General features: G+C 73.0%; 16 protein-coding genes. 10 read left to right on the top strand and 6 right to left on the bottom strand.

Features of this window, described 5'->3' with window-relative positions; all coding sequences use genetic code 11:
• Window positions 1-8 precede the first annotated feature (8 nt).
• Window positions 9-2006 carry an amino acid adenylation domain-containing protein gene (locus tag ACIQPQ_RS24835; protein WP_401307329.1) on the bottom strand — a complete coding sequence of 666 codons (1998 nt, stop codon included), beginning with the start codon at window positions 2004-2006 and terminating at the stop codon, window positions 9-11.
• 484 nt (window positions 2007-2490) lie between these two features.
• Here ACIQPQ_RS24835 and ACIQPQ_RS24830 point away from each other — a divergent pair, with 484 nt between their 5' ends.
• From ACIQPQ_RS24830 to dhaK, 7 genes are all read left to right on the top strand, one after another.
• Complete coding sequence (locus ACIQPQ_RS24830; protein WP_401307326.1) at window positions 2491-2955, top strand: MarR family winged helix-turn-helix transcriptional regulator; 465 nt, start codon at window positions 2491-2493, stop codon at window positions 2953-2955.
• Between the two features lie 45 nt (window positions 2956-3000).
• Complete coding sequence (locus tag ACIQPQ_RS24825) at window positions 3001-3846, top strand: SDR family oxidoreductase (RefSeq protein WP_401307323.1); 846 nt, start codon at window positions 3001-3003, stop codon at window positions 3844-3846.
• Window positions 3847-4356: 510 nt separating this feature from the next.
• Complete coding sequence (locus ACIQPQ_RS24820) at window positions 4357-5877, top strand: catalase (protein WP_401307321.1); 1521 nt, start codon at window positions 4357-4359, stop codon at window positions 5875-5877.
• 204 nt (window positions 5878-6081) lie between these two features.
• Complete coding sequence (locus ACIQPQ_RS24815) at window positions 6082-6978, top strand: class II fructose-bisphosphate aldolase (protein WP_401307318.1); 897 nt, start codon at window positions 6082-6084, stop codon at window positions 6976-6978.
• Window positions 6979-6980: 2 nt separating this feature from the next.
• Window positions 6981-7817 (top strand): HAD-IA family hydrolase, encoded by an 837-nt coding sequence (locus ACIQPQ_RS24810; protein ID WP_401307317.1) that lies wholly within the window; start codon window positions 6981-6983, stop codon window positions 7815-7817.
• A 130-nt stretch (window positions 7818-7947) separates the two neighbouring features.
• Window positions 7948-8694, top strand: coding sequence for a dihydroxyacetone kinase subunit DhaL (dhaL, locus tag ACIQPQ_RS24805; protein WP_401307315.1), 747 nt, complete (start codon window positions 7948-7950; stop codon window positions 8692-8694).
• 39 nt (window positions 8695-8733) lie between these two features.
• On the top strand, window positions 8734-9729 hold the full coding sequence (gene dhaK / locus ACIQPQ_RS24800) for a dihydroxyacetone kinase subunit DhaK (protein ID WP_401307313.1): 996 nt from the start codon (window positions 8734-8736) through the stop codon (window positions 9727-9729).
• Here the strand turns inward: dhaK and ACIQPQ_RS24795 are convergent.
• Window positions 9692-11314 (bottom strand): MFS transporter, encoded by a 1623-nt coding sequence (locus tag ACIQPQ_RS24795; protein ID WP_401307311.1) that lies wholly within the window; start codon window positions 11312-11314, stop codon window positions 9692-9694. The two genes, dhaK and ACIQPQ_RS24795, sit on opposite strands and share 38 nt — an antisense overlap.
• A gap of 336 nt (window positions 11315-11650) precedes the next feature.
• Between ACIQPQ_RS24795 and ACIQPQ_RS24790 the strand changes: the two genes are divergently transcribed.
• Window positions 11651-12358, top strand: a complete 708-nt coding sequence (locus ACIQPQ_RS24790; protein ID WP_401307308.1) for a TetR family transcriptional regulator — start codon at window positions 11651-11653, stop codon at window positions 12356-12358.
• Between the two features lie 83 nt (window positions 12359-12441).
• Here ACIQPQ_RS24790 and ACIQPQ_RS24785 read toward each other — a convergent pair whose 3' ends face one another.
• Window positions 12442-14247: a hypothetical protein gene (locus ACIQPQ_RS24785; protein WP_401307305.1), complete on the bottom strand. Its 1806-nt coding sequence runs from the start codon at window positions 14245-14247 to the stop codon at window positions 12442-12444.
• 260 nt (window positions 14248-14507) lie between these two features.
• Here ACIQPQ_RS24785 and ACIQPQ_RS24780 point away from each other — a divergent pair, with 260 nt between their 5' ends.
• Window positions 14508-17336: an AfsR/SARP family transcriptional regulator gene (locus tag ACIQPQ_RS24780; protein WP_401307303.1), complete on the top strand. Its 2829-nt coding sequence runs from the start codon at window positions 14508-14510 to the stop codon at window positions 17334-17336.
• 84 nt (window positions 17337-17420) lie between these two features.
• Here ACIQPQ_RS24780 and katG read toward each other — a convergent pair whose 3' ends face one another.
• From katG to ACIQPQ_RS24765, 3 genes are all read right to left on the bottom strand, one after another.
• On the bottom strand, window positions 17421-19655 hold the full coding sequence (katG, locus tag ACIQPQ_RS24775) for a catalase/peroxidase HPI (RefSeq protein WP_401307300.1): 2235 nt from the start codon (window positions 19653-19655) through the stop codon (window positions 17421-17423).
• 24 nt (window positions 19656-19679) lie between these two features.
• Window positions 19680-20198, bottom strand: coding sequence for a Fur family transcriptional regulator (locus tag ACIQPQ_RS24770; protein ID WP_401307297.1), 519 nt, complete (start codon window positions 20196-20198; stop codon window positions 19680-19682).
• Window positions 20199-20499: 301 nt separating this feature from the next.
• On the bottom strand, window positions 20500-21018 hold the full coding sequence (locus ACIQPQ_RS24765; RefSeq protein ID WP_401307295.1) for a MarR family winged helix-turn-helix transcriptional regulator: 519 nt from the start codon (window positions 21016-21018) through the stop codon (window positions 20500-20502).
• Window positions 21019-21164: 146 nt separating this feature from the next.
• Between ACIQPQ_RS24765 and ACIQPQ_RS24760 the strand changes: the two genes are divergently transcribed.
• On the top strand, window positions 21165-21680 hold the full coding sequence (locus ACIQPQ_RS24760; protein ID WP_401307292.1) for a YceI family protein: 516 nt from the start codon (window positions 21165-21167) through the stop codon (window positions 21678-21680).
• Window positions 21681-21752 lie beyond the last annotated feature (72 nt).

The raw sequence follows: 21752 nt of genomic DNA, 5'->3' as shown, positions 1-21752 counted from the left end.
GGTCTCCGTCAGCCGTGCGACGACGAGGTGGTGGCCGCCTGCTCGCGGGACTCCTCGATGAAGCGCGCCAGCTGCTCGACCGTGCCGTGCCGGAACACCGACTCCGTGGTGATCTCGATCCCGAATATCTTCTGGAGCCGGGAGGCGAGCTGCACGAAGTGGAGGGAATTCCCGCCGTGCCCCAGGAAGGAGTCGGTGGTGGAGAAGTCGTCCATTCCGGATATCTCGATCCAGGACTGGAGGACGACAGCTTCGAGGGGATTCTGCATGGTCTTCTCGCCTTTCTCGGATTTCGCGTTGCCGTTGTTCGGGATGTTCAGGTCGTTCGGTTCGTTCGGGTTGCTCCGGTTCTTCTGGTGGTCGCGGTTCTTCCGGCTGCTCCGGGATTCCACGGTGAGGGCGGTGCGGTCGATCTTCCCGTTCACGTTCGTCGGCATCTTCTCCAGGTGCCGGAACGCGGAGGGGACCATGTGGGAGGGCAGGTCCGCGGAGAGCCGCCGGACCAGCTCGCCGGGGTCGACCGGGCGGCCGTCGACGGTGGTGTAGAAGGCGACGAGGTGCTTCTCGCGGGTGTCCTCGTCCTCGAACGCCTTCACGGCGGCGTCCGCGATCCCGTCGAGGGCGCGCGCCGCCAGCGTCACGGCGCTCGTCTCCACCCGGAACCCGCGGATCTTCACCATGCTGTCGGACCGTCCGACCAGCACGATGTCGCCGTTCTTGCTCCGCCGCGCGAGGTCGCCCGTGCGGTAGAGCAGCCCGCTGCCGTCCGGGTCCCGCGTGAACTTCTCGGCGGTCAGCTCCGGCTGGTCGGCGTACCCGAGGGCCACGCCGGTGCCGCCGACGCAGAGTTCGCCCACCTCGTCGGTGCCGCAGGGGCGCAGCGCCGGGTCGTAGACCTCCAGCGTGACCGTCGGCAGCGGCCGGCCGATCGGGACGACGCCCGCGCCGTCCACGTCGTCGGGCGAGGTCAGCGGGTGCAGGGCGGTGATCGAGGAGTTCTCGGTGCAGCCGTAGCCGTTGTAGATCACGGCGTCGGTGTGCGCGAGGGCGCGGCGCAGGTGGTCGGGGGAGGGGAAGTCGCCGCTGAGCAGCACGATCCGCACCGAACGCAGGCACTCCGGCTCCTGGTCGACCAGGGCGTTGAACAGGCCGCACGGCAGGCTGAGCACGGTCGCGCCGCGCTCCTCGACGGCCTCGCGCAGCACCGGCAGCGAGGGCAGTCCGGGGGGCATCGGCAGCAGGGTGGCGCCGTGCAGGAACGCGAGCCAGATCTCGATGGTCGAGGCGGCGAACGAGAACGCGGCCGACTGGGTCAGGCCGTCCGCCGGGCCGATGTCGAGGGGGCCGCTGTACGGGCCGAGCCGGGCCAGTCCCCGGTGCGCGATCCGGACGCCCTTGGGCCGGCCGGTGGAGCCGGAGGTGTACATGAGGAACGCGGTGTCGTCCGGGCCGGTGCCGGGATCGGGGGCGCCGTCGTCGAGGCCCTCGCTGTCGCGGACCAGGTCGTCGCGGGAGAGCGCGCTGTCACGGGCCTCGGGGGGCAGGTCGTCCGGGTCGTCGCAGATCACCGGCGACGGGCGGGCCTCGCGGAGGATGCGGGCGAGGTACTCCGTGGGATACGCGGGGTCGAGCGGGACCACGCAGGCCCCGGCCTTGAGGACCGCGAGGAGGACGGCGTAGAGGTCGGGGGAGCGGCGCATGTGGACGCCGACGCGGTCGCCTCTGGTGACGCCGCGGTCCCGGAGGTGCCGGGCCATGCGGTTCGCCCGCCGGTCGAGCCGGTCGTACGTGACGCGCTCGGCGCCGTCCGCGAGGGCGACGGCCTCGCCGTGCTCGCGGACCGTCCGCGCGAAGAGGGTCGTGAGGACGAGAGGGGGTGCCTGGGACGAGGGGTCCCGGGGCGGTGGGGCCGGGGAGCCGTGGGTCGGTGGACTTCCCGCCCGTAATGCGGCCTCTGGCTTTTCGGTTAACTTTTCCGTCGAGGGTGACGGGGAATTGTTCTCCATGATCGCTGATCTCCTCGGGGGTTCGTCCGGAGGAAGGGCTCCCGTGGTCCCCGCGGCGCGTGGCGCGCATTATGTGGAGAACCTGAGACGGGTTCGTGCGTGGTCAGCGGGCAAAAGTGGAAATATGGTTTCCTTCTGGAAATCGATGCTAATCACGGTTTCGCATCGATGTCAAACGCCTGCGCTGGACCGTGAGTTGAGCGGGTATTTCCGTGCTTTTCGTGCGCATGCCGACCGTCGGAACGGGGCCTGCGGCGCACCCCGCTTCCGTGCCGGTCCGATCTGTCCGGTGCGCCCGTTCGGTCCGGTCGACCGGTACGGGCCCGTGACCGGCCCTCGCACTCCGGTACCCCCGCTTCGCGCCCTCACGCCCCCCGGATGGTGTCCTCAGGGAAATCATTTTTCGCCGCGACCGGAGGCCCGCGCGCGGCCCCTTGATATCTTGGAACCACCCCCACCGGTCACCCCCGTACCGGAAGCGCTCATGACTTCACGAGACGACCAGACCCCCACCCGCCCCCCGGAACCGACCGTGCTCCAGACGGCCCTGACGCACCTTCAGTGCCTCCTGGTCGCGCGCCGCTCCCGCGTCAACCCCGAGGGCGTCAACTGGCACCAGTACGACGTCCTCGAACTCCTGCGGGCGCGCGGCTCCATGCGGCCCTCCGAACTGAGCGACGTCCTGGAGGTCTCCCGGCAGACCACCTCGAAAGCCCTGCGCGTCCTCAAGGACCTCGACCTGGTGACCCAGGTCGCCGCCGGGGAGGACCGCCGCGAACTGAGCACCTCCCTCACCCCCGAGGGCCATCTGTTCCTCGCCCGGATCGCCCGCGGCCACCACGACGTCGGACAACTCGCCGCCTCCGTCCTCACCGAGGGCGAGAGCGCCCTCTTCGCGGAGCTGTGCCAGAAGGTGGCCGCGGCCATGGAGTCCGACCCGGTACGGTGACGCCCCGCCCGGTGCCCCGCGGGGTGCTTGCTCGTTGCGCCGGGCATGAACGACCACACCCCCCACACCGCACCGGCCCCCGTCCTCGTCCTCGGCGCCCGCGGCACCACCGGCCGCCGGGTCGCCGCCCGCCTGCGGGACGCCCACCACCCGGTACGCCCCGCCTCCCGCGACTCCGAGGTCCCCTTCGACTGGCACGACGACACCACCTGGGAGCCCGCCCTCACCGGCGCCGACCGCGTCTACCTGATGCTCCCTCATGAACTGCCGCTGGACCCGGACTTCGTCCACCGCGCGGTCGACACGGGCGTACGCCGCCTGGTCCTCCTGTCCAGCCGCGCCGTCGAGGAGATGGGCGACGAACGGCTCATGGCCGCCGAACGCCTCGTCCGCGACTCCGGGGCGGACTGGACGGTCGTACGGGCCGACTGGTTCAACCAGAACTTCGACGAGGGCATCTTCCGCGCGGCCGTCCTCGACGGCACCCTGGCCCTGCCGCTCGGCGACTGCCGCCAGACCTTCGTCGACGCGGACGACATCGCCGCCGTCGCCGTCGCCGCCCTCACCGAGGACGGCCACACCGGCCGCACCTACGAGGTGACCGGCCCCGAGGCGCTCTCCTTCCCGGACGCGCTGGCCCTGATCGGCACCGCCGCCGACCTCTCCGTCGACTACCACGGCGACCAGGACACCTACCGCGCCACCGGCCTCGCCGAGGGCCGCCCCGCCGAGGACGTCGACCGCGAGATCAACGCCTTCGCCGCCCTGACCGCCCTCGGCGACGCCCACCCCTCCGACACCGTCCACCGCCTCACCGGCCACCCGGCAAAGCCCTTCGCCACCTACGCACGGGAGGCGGCGGGGACGGGGGCCTGGGCGGGGAAGGGGTAGCCCGCGGGGGAAGGGAACGTAGCGGCGGGACGCAGTGCCGGGACGTAGCGGTGGGGACATCGTCCCACCGACCGGCCCGGAGGTGGCGTGCCGGGCCGGAACACCCCCACGCCACCTCCCGCCGTCACCCCTGGGGCGGTGCCGCCCGAGGCCGCTTCCTGATACGAGCGGCACCACCGGTCCGGGGCACAGCCCACGCTAGGCCGCCGACCGGCGGAGGCACCCGCATCGCGCCGGGGCGTCATCACTCCGTAAGACGTGCGGCAGCCCGGGGACGGGTCGCCGCGCCAGGAACGGCAGGACCGGCCAGGAAGCGGAGAACGTGCCGGGAAGATCCGTTCGGCGGGCGCGGGCCGTAGGCAGATCGGTGGGCGTGCGGGGGTTTATCCCGTGTTCTCGGGATCACGCGGGTAGAGGTCCTGACGTAGTCCGCCGCCGATCCATTACGACCTGTTCCGATCTATCTCGATCTATCTCGTTCTACTCCGATGCAGTGCGAAGGGCAGAGCCATGACGGAGATCCGACCCGTGACCACGACCGACTCCGGTGCGCCGGTCGAGAGCGACGAGCACTCACTGACGGTCGGACCCGGCGGCCCGATCCTGCTCCAGGACGCCTATCTGATCGAGCAGATGGCGCAGTTCAACCGGGAGCGGATTCCCGAGCGGCAGCCGCACGCCAAGGGCAGCGGGGCCTTCGGGCGCTTCGAGGTCACCGACGACGTCAGCGCGTACACGAAGGCCGCCCTCTTCCAGCCCGGCGCGCGGACCGAGCTGGTCGCCCGCTTCTCGACCGTCGCCGGGGAGCGCGGCAGCCCGGACACCTGGCGCGACCCGCGCGGCTTCGCGGTGAAGTTCTACACCAGCGAGGGCAACTACGACATGGTCGGCAACAACACGCCGGTCTTCTTCGTGAAGGACCCGATGAAGTTCCAGCACTTCATCCGCTCCCAGAAACGCCGCGCCGACAACAACCTGCGCGACCACGACATGCAGTGGGACTTCTGGACCCTGTCCCCGGAGTCCGCCCACCAGGTCACCTGGCTGATGGGCGACCGGGGCATCCCGCGGACCTGGCGCCACATGAACGGCTACACCTCGCACACCTACATGTGGATCAACGCGGCCGGTGACCGGTTCTGGGTGAAGTACCACTTCAAGACCGACCAGGGCGTCGAGTTCTTCACCCAGGACGAGGCCGACCAGATGGCCGCCGTCGACACCGACTACCACACGCGAGATCTCTTCGAGCACATCCGCGACGGCGACCACCCGAGCTGGACGCTGCATGTGCAGGTCATGCCGTACGAGGAGGCCGGGGGCTACCGCTTCAACCCGTTCGACCTCACCAAGGTGTGGCCGCACGCCGACTACCCGCTGATCCGGGTGGGGCGCATGACCCTCGACCGCAACCCCGTCGACAACCACGCCCAGATCGAGCAGGCCGCCTTCCAGCCGAACAACTTCGTCCCCGGCATCGGCCCGAGCCCCGACCGCATGCTGCTCGCCCGGCTCTTCTCCTACGCCGACGCCCACCGCTACCGCATCGGCGCCAATTACCAGCAGCTCCCGGTCAACGCCCCCGTCGCCGACGTCCACACGTACTCCAAGGACGGCGCGATGGCGTTCCGGAACACCACCGACCCGGTGTACGCCCCGAACTCCAAGGGCGGCCCCGCCGCCGACACCGAGCGGTACGGCACCCCGCCGAGCTGGACCGCCGACGGCGAGATCACCCGCGCCGCCTACGTCTCCCACCCGCAGGACGACGACTGGGGGCAGGCCGGGACGATGGTCCGCGACGTCCTCGACGACGCCGCCCGCGACCGCCTCGTGGACAACGTCGTCGGCCACCTCCTCAACGGCGTGAGCGCACCCGTCCTGGAACGTGCCTTCGCCTACTGGACCTCGATCGACGAGACCCTCGGCAAGCGCATCGCCGACGGGGTGCGCGCCAAGGCCGACGAGACGGACCCCAAGGCCGACGAGCAGGGCAACCCGGCGCGCAGCACCATGCAGCACAAGGCCTGACCGGCGACACGGCAAGGCGGCACGGCACAGCGGCACGGCGCACAGAGTTCCCAGGCCCGAGCGGGCCGCGGCGGCGGGGCCCACCCACGAGCGGTACGGGTGGGCCCCGACCCCTGCGCGGCACGGGTCGGCGCCGCCCACGAGTGGCGTCCCCACGCCCGCGGGCGTGGAATGGAAGGGCGGGGGCGGACCTCTGGAGGCGCCGTGGGTGTGACACCGCTGGACGAGATACTCGCGGCCCCCTTCGCCGAGCGGTACGCCGTACCGGCCATCAACATCGTCAACGACCTCACGCTGGAGGCGGTCCTCGCCGCCGCCGTGGAGCACGACTCGCCGCTGATCGTGCAGACCTCCGTGAAGACGGTCCGCTCCATCGGCAGCGACGTCCTCTTCGCGCTGTGGACCTCGATGACCGCCGGGATCGAGGTGCCGGTCACCCTCCACCTCGACCACTGTCCGGAGCGGGAGGTCATCACCGAGTGCCTGCGGCGCGGCTGGAACTCGGTGCTGTTCGACGCCTCCACCCTGCCCGTCGAGGAGAACATGCGGCAGACCGTCGAGGTCGTCGCCGAGGCCCGGACGTACGGCGCGGCCGTCGAGGGCGAGATCGAGTCGATCACCGGCGTCGAGGACGGCGTGGGCAGCGACACCGCCGCCGAACGGCAGGACCTCGCCGTGGCGCTGGAGTTCCTGCGCACCACCGGCGTCGACGTCTTCGCCCCCGCCATCGGCAACGCCCACGGCTCCTACAAACAGGCGCCCGTGCTCGACGCGCAGCGCGTCTCCGACCTGGTGGCCGCCCACCCGCTGCCCATCGCGCTGCACGGCGGCAGCGGGCTCTCCGACGCCCAGTTCCACGACCTGATCTCCCGTGGCTGCGCCAAGGTCAACATCTCGACGGCGCTGAAGGAGACGTACATGAAGTCCAACCTCGCCTTTCTCCGTACCGCCGAGGAACGGCAGAAGTGGGACCCGCCCTCGCTGTTCAGGGCCGTCCGCGCCGACGTCATGGAGCTGACCGGCTCGCTGATGCGGCTCTTCGGCAGCGCGGGCCGGGCGGGGCGGGACGCCGGAGGCGCGCGGGCCGGGCGGGCGGGGTAGCCGTGGCCACGCTGATCTTCGACTGCGACGGGGTCCTCGCCGACACCGAGCGCGACGGCCATCTGCCCGCCTTCAACCAGACCTTCGAGGAGTTCGGCCTGCCGGTGCGCTGGAGCGACGCCGCGTACGCCGAGAAGGTCAAGGTCGGCGGCGGCAAGGAACGTATGCGGACCCTCCTCACCCCCGAGTTCACCGCCGCCGCGGGGCTGCCCGCCGACCAGGACGCGCTCGACGAGCAGGTCGCCGCCTGGCACCGCCGCAAGACGGAGATCTACACCGGCATCATCCGCGGCGGCAGCATCCCGCCCCGCCCCGGCGTACGCCGCATCGCGGGCGAGGCGTACGAGGCGGGCTGGACCCTCGCCGTCGCCTCCACCTCCGCCGAGGCCTCCGTGCGCAGCGTCCTCGACCTCGCCATGGGGCCCGAACTGGCCGCCCGTTTCACCGTGTTCGCCGGTGACGTCGTCCCCCGCAAGAAGCCCGCGCCGGATATCTACCAGCTCGCCGTCCGTGAACTGGCCGTCGACCCCGCCTCCGTCGTCGTCATCGAGGACAGCCGCAGCGGGATGCTGGCCGCGCTCGCCGCCGGGCTGGTCTGCGCGGTCACCACCAGCGCCTACACCGGCGACGAGGACTTCACCGGGGCCTCCCTCGTGGTCAGCTCCCTCGGCGACCCGCCGCCCCGCGAGACCGTCACCCGCGTCCTGAGCGACCCGCTCGGGGTACGGCCGGGCCCGTACGTGGCACTCGCGGGCCTCGCCGTGCTGCTGACCCCGGAGGCCGCCCCGGTGGCGGACCCGACGCCGGGCCCGGTCCCGGACCCGGGCGGCGCGGCGTGACCGGCGGGGCGGGTGTGGCGGGCGGGGCGGGCGTGGCCGGGGCGCCGGCACGGCAGGTCGCGGCACGGGCGGCACACGCGGCACACGCGGCACGGGCACCGGGGGGACAGCCGAAACAGTGGGGAGAGCCATGACATCGCCCTCGGCCTCCGAGCCGTCACCGTCGACACCCGGGCCGTCGCCCTCGGCACCCGGGTCCGGGTCCTCGCCGGACGCCTCCGGTTCGTCGCCCTCGGCGTCCGGCGGCGATCTCGCCCTCGTGGTGCAGTCCATCGCCCGTACCGCCGTGGACAACGAGCGCGCGTTCAGCGACCTCGACGCCGTCGCGGGCGACGGTGACTTCGGGTACTCGCTGGCCCGCGGCTTCGAGATCGTCCTCGCCGACTGGGACGGCCTGGTCTCCGACGTACCGTCCGACCTGCTGAAGAACGTCGCGCTGGTCATCTCCAAGCGGGTCGGCGGCACCTCGGGCCCGCTGTGGGGCACCGCCTTCCTGCGGGCCTCCGCGGCGGTCCGGGACCGGCCGGAGCCGACCGCTGCCGACGCCGTGGCCATGCTGCGCGCCGCCGCCGAGGGCATCAAGGCGCGCGGGAAGTCCGACCTCGGCGACAAGACGCTGCTCGACGCCCTGATCCCGATGACGGACGCCCTGGAGGCGCGGCTCGCCGACGGCGGACCGCCCGCGACGGCGGGGGAGCTGGCCGCGCTCGCCGCGACCACCGCCCGGACCGCCGCCAACGCCACGACCCCGCTCCAGGCGCGGCGCGGACGCCAGAGCTATACGGGGGAGCGCAGCATCGGCTCCCCGGACCCGGGCGCCGTCGCGGTCGCGGTCATGGCGGAGCGGGTCGCCGCGGAGTGGGACGCCCGCGGCTGAGCCGCCGGTCCCGACGGCACGAACCAGAGAAGGTGCGGCATGAAGAAGTTCGTCAACGATCCGAAGGACTACGTCGCCGAGATGCTGGAGGGACTGGCCCTCGCCAACCCCGGCACCCTGACGTACGTCCCCGAGTACAACCTGATCATGCGGGCCGACGCCCCGCGCGAGGACAAGGTGTCGATCGTGCAGGGCTCCGGCTCCGGGCACGAACCCGCGCACGTGATGAGCGTCGGACCGGGGATGCTCGACGCGGCCTGCCCCGGCGACGTGTTCGCCGCGCCGCCCGCCGACTTCGTCTACGAGACCGTCAAGCGGGTCGCCTCGCCCAAAGGCGTCCTGCTGCTCGTCAACAACTACACCGGCGACCGCATGGCGTTCGAGATGGCCGAGGAGCTGTCCCAGGCCGACGGGATCACCGTACGGACGCTGTTCATCGACGACGACGTGGCCGTGGAGGACTCGACGTACACCGTCGGGCGGCGCGGCGTGGCCGGGAACTTCTTCGTGATGAAGGCCGTCGGCGCCGCCGCCGAGCGGGGCGCCGGCCTGGACGAGGTGTACGCGATCGGCGAGAAGGTCAACTCCGTCACCCGCACCATGGGCATGGCGCTCACCGCCTGCACCCCGCCCGCCAAGGGGTCGCCGCTGTTCGAACTCCCCGACGACGCCGTCGAGATGGGCGTCGGCATCCACGGCGAACCCGGCCGCAGGCGCGAGCCGCTCCAGCCCGCCACGGCCCTGGTCGGCGAACTCGTCACCGCCGTCGTGGACGACCTGCCGTTCACCTCCGGCGACCGGGTCGCGCTCATGGTCAACGGCCTCGGCGGCACCCCGGTCGGCGAGCTGTACCTCGTCTACGGCATCGCCCACAAACAGCTCGCCGCCCGCGGCTTCGAGGTCGGGCGCAGCTACGTCGGCGAGTACTGCACCTCGCTTGACATGGCCGGGGCGTCCGTCACCCTGACCCGCCTCGACGACGACCTCCTCGACCTGCTCACCGCTCCGGCCGAGATCCCGATCCGGGTGTTCTGACACCGGACGCCGGACGGTCACCGCCGTCACCGGGGCCGGTGGCGGGGGCGGTCGCGGGCTCGGCCACCGTCCCGTCCGGCGCCTGCGCCTCCCCGGCTCGTACGACCGCCTCCGCCTCCGAGGCCTTTGCCGCCTCCGCGGCCTCAGCGACATCGGCGACATCGGCGACCTCCCCGGTCTCCTTCGCGCCGTCGTCCCGGCCGACGCCCGGTCCCTTCGCGGTCCGCGGGTCCGTCCTCGGCAGCAGGACGGCCGCCGCCACCGCCGCGACGGCCATGAGCGCGCCCGCGACGAGGAACGCCCGCGCGTACCCCGCCGTCAGGGCCGCCGGACCGGCCGCGCCCGCGGGGTCGTCGTGGTGGCGGGTGACGGTGGACGCGACGGTGACGAGGACGGCGAGGCCGATGCTTCCCCCGCACTGCCGCGCCGAGTTGAGCAGCCCGGAGGCGAGTCCGGCCTCCGCCCGCGTGACGCCGGAGGTGCCCGCCGCCGTGTTGGTGACCATGCACAGACCGAGCCCGAAGGAGGCGACCAGGGACGGGCCGAGCATGTCGGTGAGGAAGTCGCCGTCCGCGCTGACCCCGCCGAACCAGCCCATGCCCGCCGCGCCGAGCGCGAGCCCGGCGACCAGGAGCGGCCGTGGCCCGACGGTCGGCATCAGGCGTCCGGCGACGATCGTGCCGACGACCACGCCGACGCTGAACGGCACGAAGGCGAGGCCGGTCGCCACCGGGCTGTAGCCGAGGACGCCCTGGAGGTAGAGGGAGGCGAAGTAGAAGGCGCCGAACTGGCCGCAGGCGATGAGGAACACGGTCAGACAGGCCACCGCCAGGGACCGTGTGCGCAGGATGCCCAGCCGGACCAGCGGGGCGGCGGTCCGCCGTTCCACGACGACGAACGCGGCGGCCAGCAGCACCGCCAGGGCGAACCCGCCGAGGGTCTGGGCCGAGCCCCAGGCGTAGGTGTCGGTCCGTACGACCGTGTAGACCAGGGTGGTCATCGCGGCCGTGCCGAGCAGCGCGCCCACCACGTCCGGCCGCTCCCGGCGCCCCGGCCGCAGGTCGCGCAGACAGCGGGCGGCGAGCGGTACGGCGACCACGGCGATCGGCACGTTGACGAAGAGCGTCCAGCGCCAGTCCAGGTACTCGGTCAGCACCCCGCCGAGCAGCACCCCGGCCGCGCCGCCCGCCCCCGCGACCGCGCCCCACACGGCCAGCGCGCGGTGCCGGGCCGGGCCCTCCGCGAAGGTGGTGGTGATGACGGTCAGGCTCACCGGCAGCAGCACGGCACCGGCCACGCCCTGGGCGGCGCGCGCGGCCACCAGTTCGGCGGGGCTCTGCGCGAGTCCGCCCAGCAGCGAGGTCACGCCGAACAGGCCGAGGCCGAGGACCGCGGCGCGGCGCTGACCGGCGAGGTCGGCCAGTCGCCCGCCGAGCAGCAGCAGGCCGCCGAAGGTGAGGGTGTAGGCGTTCACCACCCACTGGAGCCCGCTCGCGCCGAACCCGAGGTCCGCGCGGATCGACGGCAGGGCGACGTTCACCACCGACACGTCCAGCACCACCATCAGCTGGCACAGACACACCACCGCCAGCACCAGCCCCGGCCGCGGAGGCCCGTCCCCCCGCCCCCTCGGACGCCCCCGCACGCCACTCCCGGTACGCGCGCCCACCCGCTCGGCTTCCGACATCACGCTCCCCTTCCCGCCCACGCGGCCCGTACGGCCGTATTGGACACTGTCCAATTAGGTTAGCCTTACCTGAATCAAAGGTCCAAGTGTCGACCGGCTCCACGCACTTGATCCGCCGCGCACCGGGCCCCCTCGAAGGCCGAACGAGACCACCACCCCGGACGGCGATCCGCACGCCCCACCTCCCCGACCGGGCCGCGTCCCCCCACTCACCGGTGTGAGAACGTAACCGGCATGGCAGCGACCCCCGGTGCGCCCCGGACCGGCCCTGATCCCTCCCGCCCGCGCAGGGGCCCGAAGCCCCGGCTCACCCCCGACCGGGTCGTCGACGCCGCGCTGGAACTGACCCGCGAGTACGGCCTGGAGGGCTGGACGGTCCGGCAGCTGGCGCAGGCGCTGGACACCTGGCCCAACACGATCGCCCACCACGTCGGCGACCGGGACGCGGTACTGGACGCGGTCGTCCAGCGGGTCGTCGCGATGATGCCGAACCCGCCCGCCGAACTGGGCTGGCAGGACTGGTTCCGGGCACTGCTCTACCCGGGCCGCGCCGTCATCGCGCGGCACACCGGAGTGGCCCGGCGGCTGGCCCGCGACGGTGCCACCGTCCCCGCCGCACTGCCGATCATGGACCGCGGCATCGGCCTGCTCACCGCGGCGGGCTTCGGCCCCCGCGCCCCCCTCGCCTACGCCGTCCTCCTCAACACGGCCGTCCTCCTCGTCGCCCTCGACGACGACCGCAAACTCGCGGGCCACCCCACCGACGCCGCCGCCACCCTCCTCGCCATGCCCGCACCCCCCGGCGCCGGAACCGGCTGGAGCACCATGCAGCCCTGGCTCCGCCAGTGGTCCGCCGACCCCGAGACCAACCGCGAGACCTTGTACCGCTACACGATCGAATCCCTCCTCACCGGCCTGGAGGCGAACCGGGAGGGGGAGTGAGTGTGCGGCACGCGCAAGGTCGGCGCCTCTGACCCCGTCGCCCTGTAGGTGTGTTCGGCCCAGGACCGACGGGCGTGCGGAGTTCAGGGGAGGGCGGCGACCTCCAGCAGGGCGGGCGGGAGGTGGTCGCCCGCGTGCACCGCGATCCGCGGCGGGAGACCCGCGCCCGTCGCTCCGGCGACGTACGCGTGGACGGCCGACGCGGCGACGGCGAACGTGACCCATTCGGCGCGGTCCGTCCAGCGGGCCCGGAGCCGGGTGCCGTCGGCGAGGAGCACCGCGCAGCCCTGGTCCGCCTCCTCCACCGCGACCAGGGAGCACCCCGGGAACCGGGCGGTGAAGTCGGACCACTTGACGTCCTCGGCCCGGGGGCACCGCTCGCGCGGCAGCAGCAGCACGTCGGCGGACCGGGGATGACGGCACTCGGGGTCATCGGGGTCGGCGGCCAGATGGGCGCCGGTCAGGTGGGGGCCGCCGGTCCGCTGGAGCGCGCTGGGGAAACGGCGCACCACGACGCGCGGCACCGGTCCGTCGTCTCCGCCGTCATGGACCGTCGCCGTGACCAGCAGGGCGGGCAGATGAGGCAGCCGCCATGCACCCGACCCGTACGGCACCGGGATCGCGCGGACCGGAGCGGGACACGGCGGCTCCGGCAGCGCGAGCCAGGTGTGGAAGAGACGGCGGAGCAGCGTCGCGGACTCACCTGGTTCCGATGTGACGGTCGCGCGCAGCGCGGCCAGGGCCGGGTCGTCCCGCTGGGTGGCGGCGGCGTGGGCGAGCCGGGCCGGTAGCGGCTCCGCGAGGTCCAGTCGGGGGAGGAGGTCCCCGAGGCGCCGCATGGGGGAGCCCGGCGCGACGACGGCGTCCCGGAATGCGCCGAGCACCGTGGGAATTCCGAGGGCCGTTCCGTAGAGGGTGAGGGAACCGTGGTCGCCGATCAGGAAATCGGCGGCGCAGAGAGCGGCTTTCCAGAATTCGGTGTCCGGGGTCGGGAGAATGAGCCCCGCTTCGAGCAGCGGGGTCAGCCACGTACGGATCTGCCAGGCGCCGTGCCCGTGCCACGCGTTGGGGTGGACGGCCGCCACGACCCGGAACTCGTCGGCGGGGAGTTCCGCGAGGGCGCGCCGCAGGGCATCGGACCGGGGCGCGCCTACGACCGAGTCCGGGCCCCAGGTCGAGGAGACGACCACCAGGCGCTGACCGGGCAGCAGGCCGAGCGCGCGCCGGTACGTCTCCCGGAACGGCAGGCCCGCGCGCAGTTGGTCGATGACGGGATCACCCACGACGTGGGCGATCGGCAAGGCCTGCGGGCAGCCCTCGGCGAGCCGGTCCAGCTGCTCGGTGTGCGACAGCACGATCGCCGACGGGATCAACCGCCCGTCGTGCACCAGCCATTCATCGGTGAGACCGAAAGCTCCCGGCTCCCGGCTCCCGGCTCCCGGCTCCCGGCTCCCGGCTCCCGGCTCCCGGCTCCCGGCTCCCGGCTCCCGGCTCCCGGCTCCCGGCTCCCGGCTGAGTTTCTTATTGTATCCGGACCCGTGGGGCGTAAATATGAGCGGGGAGTTAATTCTTTGGAGATCTCCGCCCCGACTGGTCGCGATGGCGAGATCGAAAGGCAGGTTCACCGCTTCCTCCCACGGGAGGTGGAGCATTCCCCGGGCGGTGAGGAATTCCGCCGTTCCCCCGTCGAGCGCCGACGAACCCGTGCACGAGAACACCACCTGGACCCGCCCGTCACCGCCGAACACCGACAGCAGGTCAAGGAGTCGGGTCGCGGAGGCGATGTTGTGCACGATGCCGAGGACGGTGCGCTCGGCGTGCACGGTGCTCCAGCGCCGTCCGTCGTCCCGCACCGGCACGGGCAGCCGCCCCGCCTCCGCCACGCGCACCCCTCATATGATCGCCCCGGCCCGTCGGCCCCCACGATAGCCAGGTCTCGGGGCCGTTCCGTCTGTCATGGGCCCGTACGGGATCGGTGACCGTCCTGTCGCAGGGCGTCCGGTGTCTGAGTTCCCGCGCGGGGCGGGGACGTAGCCGGGGGTGAGGGGTCGCCCGGTGCCTTCCGGGGGCGGGTTGACCGCTCGGTTCACTTCTTCGGCACCGGTCGAGGCGGCCGACCCGGCTCCTCACTTCCACGGGATACTTGCGTATGCGCTTTCGACTGCTCGGACGGCTCGACGTCACGGCATCCGACGGAACCCCGGTCGACCTGTCCGGACCGCTGGCCCGGTCGGTCGTCGGCCGGCTCGTCCTCGCGGGCGGGCGGCCCGTCCAACGGGACTCCCTCATCGACGAGTTGTGGGGCGACCGCGAGGCCAGGAACCCGGTCAACGCGCTCCAGGTGCAGATCACGAAGCTGCGCGCGCTCCTCGCCGAGCACGGCGAGGACGACCGGCTGGGCATGCGGGCCGGTGGGTACCGGTTCCTGCTGGACGACCGGGACCGCGTCGACGTCACCGACTTCGAGGACGCCGTCCGCCGGGGCCGCGAACAGTTGGCGGCGGGCGCGTACCGGGATGCGGAGAAGACCCTCCGCGGCGGGCTCGGGCTCTGGCACGGGCGGGCCCTGGAGGACCTGTCCGGCCCGGCGTTCGACGGCGAGCGCCGACGGCTGGAGGAGCTGCGGCTCGCCGCCACCGAGGACGCCGTCGCCGCCGGGCTGGAGTGCGGCCGGGCCGAGGAACTGGTGCCCGAACTGACCGGCCTGCTCGCCGAACACCCCTTCCGCGACCGGCTCCGGGCCCGGCTGATGCTGGCGCTCTACCGCTGCGGACGGCACGCCGAGGCGCTCGACGTCTTCCACAGCGGACGCAGACTGCTCGACGCCGAACTCGGTCTCGCCCCCTCACCCGAACTCCAGGTCCTCCAGACCGCGATCCTCACCCACGACCCGTCCCTGAACGGGACGATCACGCCGACCGGAACACCCCCGCCGACCGGAACACCCTCGCAGGCCGGGACGGCCGGCCCCGCCGGGGCAGCTCCGGGGCCTCGGACCGGCACCGCCCCCCGGCCCGGCGCGGACCCCCGCCCGCACCACCCCGCTCCCACCGCCCCCGCCCCGCCCCCGCAGCCCGCCGCGCCGCCCCGGCGCCCGGAGGGCAACCTCGGCCGTTCCCTCGGCCCCTTCGTCGGCCGTGACCGTACGGTGCGCGGCCTGCGGGCCGCCATCGCGCGGGAGCGCCTCGTCACGGTCCTCGGGCCGGGCGGCGTCGGCAAGACGCGGCTCACCCTGGAGGCGCTCGCGCTGCCCGGCGACGCGGTCGACGAGGCCGAGGCGGTCGATGCGGTCTGGTGGATCGACCTGGCCGTGACCGGCGAGGACAACGTGCTCGCCGTTCTCGCCGCCACCCTCGGCCTGTCCGACGCGTCGGCGGCGACCGGCGGGGGCCCGCCGGACTTCCTGCGACGCGTGGTCGCCCACCTCCGCGACCGGACGGCGATCGTCGCGCTGGACAACTGCGAGCACGTCCTCGACGCGGTCGCCCCCCTGGTCAAGGAACTGCTCGACCAGTGCCCCGGTCTCACCGTGGTCGCCACCAGCCGGGAACCGCTCAGCACCCCGCGCGAGGCCCACTTCACGGTGGAGCCGATGACCGCCGAGGAGGCCGCCGAACTCTTCGCCCTGCGCGCCTCGATGGTCAGCTCCGCGTTCGGGACGGACACCGCGCCCGACGCGGACATCCTCGCCCTCGTCCGGCGGCTCGACGGTCTCCCGCTCGCCGTCGAACTCGCCGCCGCGCACGCCCGGATGCTCTCCGTCAGCGAGATCAACCGCAGGCTGGACGACCGGTTCGCGCTCCTCGTGAAGGGCGAGCGCACCGCGCCCGCCCGCCACCGCACCCTGCGGGCCGTCCTCGACTGGAGCCACGCCCTGCTCGACGACTCCGAACAGGCCGTGCTCGGCGAACTCGCCCTGCGGGTGGGCGGAACCTCCCTGGAGGACGCCGAACGGGCGGACATCCGCACCCCGGAGCACGGCACCGGCGTGAGCATCCTCCCGGTCCTCACCCAACTCGTCGACAAGTCGATGCTGTTCACCGTGCCCTCCGCGAACGGCACCCGCTTCCAGATGCTGGAGATGGTCCGCGAGTACGCCATGGGCCAGGTGCGCGCCAAGGGCCTGCTGCCCGCGACCGAACGCCGGTTCACCGCCTGGGCGTTGGCCTTCGCCGCCGAGCACACCGCGGCCCTGCACTCCGGGGAGCGGGCCGCGCACCGGCTGCGTATCGCCGAGGAGGCCGCCAACCTGCGGGCCGCCTCCGAACTCCTCGTCCGCCGCGGCCGGTTCGCCGAGGCCCTTGCCCTGGAGGCCTCCCTCGGTTCCTTCTGGTACCTCTCCGGCCGCGAGGAGGAGGGCATCGACCGGCTCGTCCGCACCGTGGACGCCTGCGACCGGCAGAAGCGGGGGAGCGGAGGGGAAGGCGGGGGCCGTGGGGGCGGCGGCATCGGAGGATTCCCGGGCGCGACCAGCCTCACCGGTCCTGACAGGCCCACGGGGTTGGCCAGCGTCACCGGTCCAACCGGCCTGCCCGGAGCGGCCGTTCCCCTCGCGCTGACCGCGTCCGCCGTCCCGGCCGACCCCGCCGAGGCGTGGGCGCTCGTCCACGCCCTCGCGTGGCTGGCCCGGTTGAGCCGGGTCGCCGGGCGGCAGGACACCGCGCGGGTGTACGAGGACCGCTGCCGTACCACCTGGCGGGGGGCCGCCGATCCGGACCGGGCGGCGATCTGCCCGGTCCACGACGTCCTGTTCACGCGGGTCACCGCGGACGAGGGGCGCGGCGACCTGTTCGCCGAGGCGGCGGCGTCCGTCGCGGTGCTCGACCGCCCCGCCGTGTTCGACCGCCCCGCGGTGCTCGACCGCCCGGCGGTGCTCGACCGGCCGGGTGGCGGCGCGTACCCGGCGGACGCCGCGGGCTCCGCCGCCGACCACGATCCGGGCCGCGCGTTCTCGGCCTGCCGGGTGTGCGTGGGATGACGACGACCGGGCCGGTCCCGAAGGACCGGCCCGGCTGTCAGGGCGTCAGGGGGTGTGCTGACGCCGTGGGTTCTGGACGGAGGATCAGGCCACGTCGTACCGGTCGAGGTCGGAGACCTTCGCCCAGGCGGCGACGAAGTCGTGGACGAACCTCTCGCGGGCGTCGTCGCTCGCGTACACCTCGGCCAGCGCCCGCAGTTCGGAGTTCGAGCCGAACACGAGGTCGGCGCGGCTGCCGGTCCAGCGGACCTTGCCGGTGGCGGCGTCGCGGGCCTCGAAGGTGCTCTGGTCCTCGGAGGTCGACGTCCACGTCGTGCCCAGGTCGAGCAGGTTGACGAAGAAGTCGTTGGTCAGCGTGCCGGGCCGGTCGGTGAGGACACCGAGCTGCGACTGCTGGTGGTTGGCGCCGAGGACGCGCAGACCGCCGACGAGGACGGTCAGCTCGGGGGCGCTCAGGGTCAGCAGGTTGGCGCGGTCGAGCAGCAGGTACTCGGCGGGGAGACGGTTGCCCTTGCCGAGGTAGTTGCGGAACCCGTCGGCGGTCGGCTCCAGCGCGGCGAAGGACTCCGCGTCGGTGTGCTCGTCGGTCGCGTCGACGCGGCCCGGCGTGAACGGCACCTCGACCTCGACGCCGGCGTCCTTCGCGGCCTTCTCGACCGCGGCGGCGCCGCCGAGCACGATCAGGTCGGCCAGCGAGACCTCCTTGCCGTCGGTGCGGCCCGCGTTGAAGGAGCCCTGGACGCCCTCCAGGACGCGCAGCACCTGCGCGAGCTGGTCGGGGTCGTTGACCTGCCAGCCGCGCTGCGGCTCCAGGCGGACACGGGCACCGTTGGCGCCGCCGCGCTTGTCGCTGCCCCGGAAGGTCGAGGCCGACGCCCACGCGACCGACACCAGCTGGGAGACGGTGAGGTCGGTGGCGAGGATCTGCTCCTTGAGCGCCGCGACGTCGGCCGCGTCGATCACGGCGTGGGTGCGCTCCGGCAGCGGGTCCTGCCACAGCAGGGTCTCCTCCGGGACCTCCGGGCCGAGGTGGAGCGACTTCGGGCCCATGTCACGGTGGGTCAGCTTGTACCAGGCGCGCGCGAAGGCGTCCGCGAACTCCGCCGGGTTCTCGTGGAAGCGGCGCGAGATCTGCTCGTAGACCGGGTCGAAGCGCAGCGACAGGTCGGTGGTGAGCATGGTCGGGGCGTGCTTCTTCGACGGGTCGTGCGCGTCGGGGATGGTGCCCGCGCCCGCGCCGTCCTTGGCGACCCACTGCTTGGCTCCGGCCGGGCTCTCGGTCAGCTCCCAGTCGTAGCCGAAGAGGTTGTCGAAGAAGCCGTTGCTCCAGCGGGTCGGCGTGCTGGTCCAGGTGACCTCCAGGCCACTGGTGATGGTGTCGCCGCCCTTGCCGGTGCCGTACGAGTTGTGCCAGCCGAGGCCCTGCTGCTCCAGCGGCGCCGCCTCGGGGTCGTCGCCGACGGCGTCGGCCGGGCCCGCGCCGTGGGTCTTGCCGAAGGTGTGGCCGCCCGCGATGAGGGCGACGGTCTCCTCGTCGTTCATCGCCATCCGGCGGAACGTCTCGCGGATGTCGCGGGCCGCGGCCAGCGGGTCCGGGTTGCCGTTGGGGCCCTCGGGGTTGACGTAGATGAGGCCCATCTGGACGGCGCCGAGCGGGTTCTCCAGCTCGCGGTCGCCGGTGTAGCGCTGGTCGTCGAGCCAGGTGGTCTCGGGGCCCCAGTAGACGTCCTCCTCGGCCTCCCACACGTCGGCGCGGCCACCGGCGAAGCCGAAGGTCTCGAAGCCCATAGTCTCCAGGGCGACGTTGCCGGAGAGGACCAGCAGGTCGGCCCAGGACAGGCTCTGGCCGTACTTCTTCTTCACCGGCCACAGCAGGCGGCGGGCCTTGTCGAGGTTGGCGTTGTCCGGCCAGCTGTTCAGCGGGGCGAAGCGCTGCTGTCCGGCGCCAGCGCCGCCGCGGCCGTCGCTGATGCGGTAGGTGCCGGCGCTGTGCCAGGCCATGCGGATGATCAGCGGGCCGTAGTGGCCGAAGTCGGCGGGCCACCAGTCCTGCGACGTGGTGAGCACCTCGGCGATGTCCCGTTTCACGGCGGGCAGGTCGAGGTTGGTGAAGGCCTCGGCGTAGTCGAAGTCCGCGCCGAGCGGGTTCGCGACGGCGGGGTTCTTGGCGAGGATCTTCAGGTTGAGGCGGTCCGGCCACCACTGGCGGTTCCCGCCGCCCTGCGTGGGGTGCGGGGCGCGTCCGTGCGCGACCGGGCAGCCGCCGCCGGTCTCCTCCGGCTTGGGGTCGGTGACGATCGCGTCGTGGTTCTCAGACATGGGAATCCTTCCGAACGGGGTGGATCACTGTGCTGATGCGGGGGTGGACGTACAGGCGGGGCACAGGCCCCGGAAGATGACCTCGGCCTCATCGACGGTGAAGCCGCGGGGGTCGGAGGCGGTCAGACAGGGGGCGTGCCCGACCGCGCAGTCGACGTCGGCGACCGCGCCGCACGCGCGGCACACGAGGTGGTGGTGGTTGTCCCCGACGCGGCCCTCGAACCGGGCCGGGCCGCCGGGCGGCTCGATACGGCGGACGAGACCGGCCGCGGTGAGCGCGTGGAGCGCGTCGTACACCGCTTGCAGCGAAATGTGGCCGACGCGGGCACGGACCCGGGCGGCGACGTCCTCCGCCCCGAGATGGCCACCGTACCGAACGGTCTCCAGCAGGGCGACGCGAGCGGCCGTGACCCGCAGTCCCGCGCCGCGCAGATCCCGCGCGGCGTCTGCGCGGGCGTCGCCCGGTACGCGGTCCGGGGCGGTGCCCGGCGCCGGGTCCGGGGCGGTGTCCGGCGCGGGGCCGGGAGTCGCGGAAGCGCTCATGCCGCCAACCTACCCCCATAAACGCGAACGGTTCAAGAAATGGAATGAATCCAAGTCTGTGTCGCGTCGTGTCGCCGGGGGAGTGTGCGGATCGTATCCGTGACGGGCCCGCCCGGCATCCGGAACGGCCCCGAAAGACCCTGGGGCGACGAAGATCGACCGGAGGATGTCCCGAGGTGAGAGCCCCGGTCGCCGCCGAGGCGAGCCGTGAGGCGCGTCGGGGCGCGGGCTGTGGCGCGTGCCGCGGCACGGCCCGCGGCACGGCTCGTGGCGCGACCTCAGGCACGGCCCGTGGCCCGGCCTACGAGGTGGTCGCGTCCTCCGCCGTCGGCTCCGGCAGGAGCCCGCGCATCGCCTCCCGCTGGGTGGGCCCCATCACGTGGGCCAGGGCCTCGGCGACCGCGGCGGCGAGGGCTCCGGAGGCCTCCGTCAGCAGCAGGCGGGCCTTCTCGGTGAGGGTGACGACCACGCCCCGCCGGTCCCCGCAGGCCGCCTGCCGGGAGACCAGACCGGCGCGCTGGAGGCAGGCGATCTGGTACGTCAGCCGGGTCTTCGGGCGGCCGAGCAGCTCCGCGATCCGGGTCATCCGCAGCCCCTCCGGCGGCAGCTCCGCCAGCAGGCACAGCACCAGGAACTCGTCGTGCGAGACGTCCAGCCGCTCCTTCACGACCCCGCGCAGCCGCTGCTCCACCGCGCCGACCCCGGCCAGCATCACCATCCAGGCGCGCAGCTCGGGCGGCAGCAGGCCGGTGCCCAGGGTGGTCGGGCACGGGGGGAGGTCGGTGCGGTGCTCCTCGGAGCGCTCCTCGGGGTCGGCCATGGTCCGAGTGTAACGGTTGTCCAAATTTGCAAGAGATTCGCGGGGAGGGGGGCGCGGAGAGGTTGTTCATATTTGGATGACCGGCTAGCGTCAGCGTCGACAGCAGTCATTCAAATTTGGAACAACTGATCCCCCAGGAGTACGTCATGACCGTCGCCGTGGACACCGGGCTCTGGCAGCTCGACGCGACCGCCTCCACCGTCGCCCTCCGGCACCGCACGATGTGGGGCCTGGTCACCGTCAAGGGCACGTTCGCCGCCGTGACCGGTCAGGGCGAGGTGCGCCCCGACGGGTCCGCCGTGGGGACGCTCACCCTCCAGGCCGCCTCCCTGGACACCAAGAACGCCAAGCGCGACGCCCATCTCAAGGGCGCCGACTTCTTCGACACCGACCGGCACCCCGAGATCGTCTTCGTCACCCAGAGCGCCGAACTCCGCGACGGCGACGCCGTGCACGTGACCGGCCGGCTCACCGTGCGGGGCGTCAGCCGGCCGCTCACGTTCGTCGCGCGGCTCGTCGGCGCGGAGGGCGACGCCCTCACCCTGGAGGGTGAATTCACCGTGGACCGCGCCGAGTTCGGCCTGGGCTGGAACCAGCTGGGCATGATCCGGGGTCTGACCACGGTCAGCACCACCCTGCGCTTCCGCCGCTCCGCGACCTGAGGCCCCGCTCCGACCGGCCGTGTCGCTGTTGGGCCGAACGGGTGAGTTGGCGTAAGAATTGACTGGTGCAGG

Source organism: Streptomyces sp. NPDC091281 (assembly GCF_044757425.1).
Taxonomy (GTDB): Bacteria; Actinomycetota; Actinomycetes; order Streptomycetales; family Streptomycetaceae; genus Streptomyces.
The sequence above is the reverse complement of the archived record's forward strand: the minus strand, read 5'-3'. Positions and strand labels throughout refer to the sequence as shown.

Coding starts and splice junctions, on each gene's coding strand:
- ACIQPQ_RS24770 (WP_401307297.1), bottom strand. CDS start 20,198: ATGAGCGCTTCCGCGACTCCCGGCCCCGCGCCGGACACCGCCCCGGAC.
- ACIQPQ_RS24820 (WP_401307321.1), top strand. CDS start 4,357: ATGACGGAGATCCGACCCGTGACCACGACCGACTCCGGTGCGCCGGTC.
- ACIQPQ_RS24835 (WP_401307329.1), bottom strand. CDS start 2,006: ATGGAGAACAATTCCCCGTCACCCTCGACGGAAAAGTTAACCGAAAAG.
- dhaL (WP_401307315.1), top strand. CDS start 7,948: ATGACATCGCCCTCGGCCTCCGAGCCGTCACCGTCGACACCCGGGCCG.
- ACIQPQ_RS24780 (WP_401307303.1), top strand. CDS start 14,508: ATGCGCTTTCGACTGCTCGGACGGCTCGACGTCACGGCATCCGACGGA.
- ACIQPQ_RS24790 (WP_401307308.1), top strand. CDS start 11,651: ATGGCAGCGACCCCCGGTGCGCCCCGGACCGGCCCTGATCCCTCCCGC.
- katG (WP_401307300.1), bottom strand. CDS start 19,655: ATGTCTGAGAACCACGACGCGATCGTCACCGACCCCAAGCCGGAGGAG.
- ACIQPQ_RS24825 (WP_401307323.1), top strand. CDS start 3,001: ATGAACGACCACACCCCCCACACCGCACCGGCCCCCGTCCTCGTCCTC.
- dhaK (WP_401307313.1), top strand. CDS start 8,734: ATGAAGAAGTTCGTCAACGATCCGAAGGACTACGTCGCCGAGATGCTG.
- ACIQPQ_RS24760 (WP_401307292.1), top strand. CDS start 21,165: ATGACCGTCGCCGTGGACACCGGGCTCTGGCAGCTCGACGCGACCGCC.
- ACIQPQ_RS24830 (WP_401307326.1), top strand. CDS start 2,491: ATGACTTCACGAGACGACCAGACCCCCACCCGCCCCCCGGAACCGACC.
- ACIQPQ_RS24765 (WP_401307295.1), bottom strand. CDS start 21,018: ATGGCCGACCCCGAGGAGCGCTCCGAGGAGCACCGCACCGACCTCCCC.